The sequence below is a fragment of the Streptomyces sp. NPDC015345 genome, from assembly GCF_043078805.1.
GTDB lineage: Bacteria > Actinomycetota > Actinomycetes > Streptomycetales > Streptomycetaceae > Streptomyces.
Genome location: NZ_JBIBTX010000018.1, coordinates 1 through 6,253 on the forward strand (window position 1 = coordinate 1; position 6,253 = coordinate 6,253).

A 6,253-nucleotide genomic window follows, 5' to 3' on the forward strand; every position below is an offset into this window, starting at 1 on the left:
CGTTGTCGTTCGGTCAGCAGCGGTTGTGGTTCCTGCATCAGTTGGAGGGGCCTGGGGCGGCGTACAACGTGCCGTTGGCGTTGCGGTTGAGCGGCAGGCTGGACCGGGAGGCGCTGAGGTTGGCGCTGGGTGATGTCGTGGCGCGGCACGAGAGCCTGCGCACGATCTTCGCCGAAGACGTCCAAGGCCCCTACCAAGTGGTACGTGACGTAGTCGACAGCGAACCGGAGGTCGTCAGCGTCCGCGTCTCGGCGGAGGAACTGGCAACGGAACTGGCAGCCGCAGCGCGGCACCCCTTCGACCTGACGAGGTGCCCGCCTCTTCGGACGGTGCTGTTCGAGCTGGACGCCGACGAACATGTGCTGCTTCTGCTGGTGCATCACATCGCGAGCGACGGGTGGTCGGTCCGTCCCCTGGTGCGTGACGTGAGTGCCGCGTATGGGGCGAGGGCGAAGGGTCAGTCCCCGCGGTGGCCGGTGTTGCCGGTGCAGTACGCGGATTTCGCGGTGTGGCAGCGGGAGTTGCTGGGCTCGGAGGACGATCCGGAGAGCCTGGTCTCGGCGCAGGTCGCGTACTGGCGGGAGCAGCTCGCCGACCTGCCCGCGGAGATCGTCCTGCCTGCTGACCGTCCGCGTCCACCGGTTCCCTCGCAGCGTGGTGATCGGGTGGAGTTCACCGTGCCCGCGGTTGTGCACGCCGGTGTGACGAGGCTGGCTCGTGAGTGCGGTGCGAGTGTGTTCATGGTGTTGCAGGCGGCGTTGGGTGTGCTGCTCGCGCGTTCAGGTGCGGGTGATGACATCCCCATCGGTACGCCGGTGGCCGGGCGTGGTGATGATGCGGTGGATGACTTGGTGGGGTTGTTCATCAACAGTTTGGTGTTGCGTACGGATGTGTCGGGGGATCCGACGTTCCGTGAGTTGGTGGCGCGGGTGCGGGAGACGGATCTGGAGGCGTACGCGCATCAGGATCTGCCCTTCGAGCGGCTGGTGGAGATCCTCAACCCCGAGCGGTCCCTGTCCCGCCACCCCCTCTTCCAGGTCATGCTCACCCTCAACAACACGGATGTGGCCTCCGAGTCCCAGCAAATCCAAGAGCTGGCGGGGTTGGAGGTGCGGCCGCAGCCGGTGGAAACCGGCGAGGCCAAGAACGACCTCACCTTCGCCTTCGTCGGCCTGCCCGATGCCGAGAGCCCCGGCGGCGGAACCCGTGAACGCGACGGCCTCCACGGCATCCTGGAGTACAACACCGACCTGTTCGACCGGGCGACCTGCGCCGCGCTCGCCGAACGCCTCGTACACCTCCTGGCCTCACTCGCCGCCGACCCCGATCAGCGACTGGACGCCTACGACGTCCTGACACCGACCGAGCGGCACGACGTCGTGCACGGCTGGAACGACACACGTCACGCCGTGGCCGCCACCACCGTGACAGCGATGTTCGACGCCTGCGTGGCATCTGCTCCGAACGACCCGGCCGTAGTCTTCGGCACCACGACGCTGACCTACGCCGACCTGGACCGGCGCGCCGACCGCCTGGCCCGCCTCCTCGTCGAACGGGGTATCGGACCGGAGACGTTCGTGGGCATCGCCCTGGAACGCTCAGAGACGTGGGTGGTGGCGATCCTGGCGGTCCTCAAGGCGGGCGGCGCGTTCCTCCCCCTCGACCCCGGATACCCGGACGACCGCCTGCGCTTCATGCTCCAGGACAGCACGCCGGAGCTGGTCATCACCGCGGAGGGCCTGCGCGAGCGGTTCGCGTACGAGGGCACGCCCCTGCTGATCCTGGACGCGCCGGAGGTGACGACCGCACTGACGGCCGACCTCGACCCTGGCCCCGACCCTCACCTCGAACTCGTCCCTCACCTCGACCCCGACCCCGACCGCGGCGCCGGGCTCGGGACCAGCCACACCGTGACCCCCACAGGCCCGGACAGCGCCGCCTACGTCATCTACACCTCCGGCTCGACCGGCCGCCCGAAAGGCGTGGTGATCCCGCACGGCGGTCTGCCGAGCATGGTGTCCACCGCCGTCGACCGCTGGGAGCTGGGGCGCGGCTGCCGCGTCCTGCAAATGGCGTCCACCAGCTTCGACGCCTCCCTGTGGGACGTGTTCGGCGCGCTGCTCTCCGGGGCGACGCTCGTCCTGGCACCGGCGGACCAGGCCCTGGGCGAGGACCTGACCCGGTTCGTCGCCACCGCGGGTGTCACACACATGACCCTGCCGCCCGCCGTCGTCGCCAGCCTGAGCGAGGAGGAACTGCCGCCCGGCCTGGTCATCACCGTCACGGGCGACACCTGCCCGCCGGCCACCGCGCGGCGCTGGTCAGTCCGGCACCGGCTGTTCAACGGCTACGGGCCCACCGAGACGACCATCGCGGCCACCGCCGGGGAGATCAGGCCCGCCGGCCCGGAAGCGACCGGCCCCGCCCCGGGCGCCGAACAGACCGGGCGATCGACCGGTTCGGTGCCGATCGGCGTCCCGTTCCGCAACAAGCGGGTATACGTACTCGACACCCGACTGCGGCCGGTGCCGCCGGGCACCGTCGGGCAGCTGTGGATCGCGGGCACCGGACTCGCCCGCGGCTACCACCGGGCACCGGACCTCACGGCCGCACGATTCGTCGCCGACCCCTTCGGCCGCCCCGGAGAGCGGATGTACGACACCGGGGACCTGGCACGCCGACGGATCGACGGCACTCTGGAGTTCGCCGGTCGCCGCGACGACCAGGTGAAGTTCGGCGGATTCCGGATCGAGCTGGGAGAGATCGAGTCCGTGCTGCTGCGCTGCCCCGGCGTCGCGCAGGCCGCGGCCACCGTCCGTGAGGACCGGCCGGGACAGCGCAGGCTGGTCGGCTACGCCGTGCCGGAACCCGGTGCCGGGCTCGACGCGGAGGCCCTGCGGGCGTTCACATCGGCCACTCTGCCCGGCCACGCCGTGCCCTCGGCCTTCGTCGTCCTGGACGAGCTGCCGCTGTCCCCGAACGGCAAGGCCGACCGCGCCGCACTGCCCAGGCCGCAGCACGCCGCACGAGCCACGCCGCGCGGTCGCCGCGAGACTCTGCTGTGCGCGATCTTCGCCGATGTGCTCGGCCTCGAAGAGGCCGGGCCCGACGACCGTTTCTTCGACATCGGGGGCGACAGCATCTCCTCGATCTCGCTCGTCGGCAGGGCGCGCGCCGCCGGACTCGACCTGAGCCCGCGCGACGTGTTCACCCACCAGACGCCCGCCGCGCTCGCCGCCGCCGCGCGCTCGAGGGACCGGGCCGACGCCCTGGAGCACACCGACGACGAAGGGCCGCTGCGGCCCACGGCCGTGCTGCGGCGCTTCATCGAACTCGGGGGCCCCATCGACCGGTTCGCCCAGTCCCGGCTGGTGGAGCTGCCTCCGGGAAGCGACATCGGGACGCTCGTGGCCACCGTGGACACCGTTGTGCGCCGCCACGACGCGCTGCGGCTGCGCCTGGTCGGTGACGGCGATGACCAGCTCCTCGAAGTACGGGAACCCGACACGATGGACATCGCGGAAGCGGTGCGCCGCGTCGACCTGCCCCGCAAGCCGGGCGAATCCCCCGACGACATGTCCGCCCGCGTGGCCGCCGAGGCCGACGCCGCCCGGACCCGGCTCTCCCCGCGCGAGGGCCGTCTCGTCGAGGTGGTGTGGTTCGACCGCGGCGCCGGAGAGCCGGGCCTGGTCCTGATCGTCATCCACCACTTCGCGGTCGACGAGGTGTCCTGGCGCATCCTGCTGCCCGAACTGATCGAGTGCTGGAACGCGCACCGGGAGGGACGCACCCCCGAACTCCGCCCCATCGGCACGTCACTGCGCCGCTGGGCCCACGCGATGCACACCGCGGCCCACAGCCCCGAGCGCACGGCCGAGGCCGACGGCTGGGTCCGGCTGCTGTCCGGCCCCGACCAGCGACTCGGCAGCCGCCCCCTGGACCGGGCCAAGGACACGCTGGGCAGCGCGCGGAGCCTCTCCCTCACCCTGCCACCCGACGTCGCGGGGAGGGTGCTCGACGCCGTACCCGCGGCGTTCCACGCGGGTGTGGACGACGTGCTGCTCACCGGCCTGGCGCTGGCCGTCGCGCACTGGCGCGGTACGGGAGCCGACCTCCTCGTGGACGTGGAGACCCACGGCAGGCACGAGGAGCTGGTGCCGGGGGCGGACCTGACGACGACCGTGGGCTGGTTCACCGACATCCATCCGGTACGCCTGGACCTCGCCGGCGTCGACATCGCCGGCGCGCTGGACGCAGGACCCGCGGCCGGGCAGGCGCTGAAGAAGGTCAAGGAACAGCTGAGGGCCGTACCGGGCGACGGGTCGGGCTACGGACTGCTCAGGTACCTCAACCCTCGTACCGCCGAGGCACTCAAGGCGCTGCCGACCGCGCAGATCGGATACAACAACCTCGGCCGCACCCGTGGCTCGGCCGACCGGACGAGCCACGGCCTGGGCAGGCTGGAGGGCCTGGGCGGTACGGACGACGCCCGCATACCCCTGCCCCACGCCGTCGAACTGAACACGATGGTGCGCGAGGACGACACCGGCACCCACCTCGTCGCCATCTGGACCTGGGCGGACGGACTGTTCGAACAGCACCGCATGGAAGAACTGGCCAGGACCTGGTTCGACGTCCTGGGCGCCCTGGCCGACCACGCCGCCGCGCCGGACGCGGGCGGCCGTACCCCGTCGGACCTGCTCGGAGCAGGACTGAGCCAGAACGAGATCGACGCTCTCGAAGCCGAGTGGAGGACCTTGTGAACACCTCGGGCCTGCAAGACATCCTGCCGCTCTCCCCGCTCCAGGAAGGTCTCCTCTTCCACCGCCTCTACAGCGGCGACGCCCCCGACGTGTACGCCGTCCAACTGGTCGTCGAGCTGACCGGTGACCTTTCCGTGCCCTCGCTCAAGCAGGCGGCGCAGGCCCTTCTCGCACGGCATCCCGGCCTGCGGGCGGCCTTCCGGCACGAAGGGCTCAGCAGACCGGTACAGCTGATACCGCGTCAAGTCCCTTTGCCGTGGAGCGAGTACGACCTGACGGACGTGCCCGAGGCGGAGCGCGACCGGCGCCTGGAGGAACTGCTGCGCGCCGACCGCTACGAGCGCTTCGACCTCGCGACCCCGCCCCTGGTCCGCTTCCTGTGCATCCGCGTGGCGCAGGACCGGCACATCTTCGTGATGTCCAACCACCACCTGCTGCTCGACGGATGGTCGCTGCCGATCGTGCTGCGCGACCTCGTCACCCTGTACGCCACGGGGGGCGACGACTCGGAGCTGCCGAGGGTGCGCTCGCCGCGCGACCACCTGGAGTGGCTCTCCCGACGGGATCGCGCCGCCGACCGGGCGGCGTGGGCCGAGGCCGTGGGCGGCTTCGACGAACCCTCGCTGATCGCACCGGCCGCGCGGACGGCTCCCGCCCCCGAGCTGCCCGACGAGCTCGAACTGGAGCTGGACGCCGCCACGACCGCCGCTCTCGCCCCGGTAGCCCGCCGCCTCGGGGTCACCGCCAGCACTCTCGTCCAGACCGCGTGGGCCCTCGTGCTCGCCCAGTTCACGGGCAAGGACGACATCGTCTTCGGAGCGACGGTGTCCGGGCGTCCCGCGGACGTCGAAGGCGTCGAAACCATGGTCGGTCTCTTCATCAACACCGTCCCCGTGCGCGTTCGCCTGCGGCCCGCCGAGCACCTCGCCGACCTCATCACCAGGGTCCAGGAGGAACAGACCCGGCTCCTGCCGCACCACCATCTGGACCTGTCCTCCATCCGGCAACTCAGCGGCCTGTCGGGCACCACCCAGATGTTCGACACGCTGCTGGTGTACGAGAACTACCCGGCCGCGCCGAGCGGCACGGTGGGCGGCACCGAAGCGGGCGGCGAGCTGCGCATCACCGGCATGCGCGGCCGTGACGCCACGCACTACCCCCTGACCCTTCTCGTCCACCCGGGGGAGCGCCTGCGTCTGCGCCTCGAACACCGCACGGACACCGTCGACCAGGCCGGGGCGCGGAAGCTGGGCGAGCAACTCCTCCAGGCCCTGCGCGCCGTCGTCCACGAGACGCGCATCCCGGTCGGCCGTCTCGACGTACGCGCTCCCGCCGAGCGCCTGCACCCTGCCGCGCACCGAGGGGAGGGACTGGCCCTGCCGGAGGCGTCGTTGGCGGGGTTGTTCGAGGAGTGGGTGGTGCGGGCTCCGGGTGCTGTGGCGGTGGAGTTCGAGGGTGGTGTGGTGTCGTATGGGGAGTTGGATGGTCGG

2 protein-coding genes are annotated in these 6,253 nt (G+C 71.4%); both read left to right on the forward strand.

Annotation, left to right across the window (positions count from 1 at the left end):
* Window positions 1–2: 2 nt before the first annotated feature.
* Complete coding sequence (locus tag ACF062_RS38395) at window positions 3–4,763, forward strand: amino acid adenylation domain-containing protein (protein WP_392144751.1); 4,761 nt, start codon at window positions 3–5, stop codon at window positions 4,761–4,763.
* A partial coding sequence (locus tag ACF062_RS38400; protein WP_392144753.1) for a condensation domain-containing protein occupies window positions 4,760–6,253 on the forward strand: 1,494 nt, incomplete at its 3' end. The genes ACF062_RS38395 and ACF062_RS38400, both read left to right, overlap by 4 nt.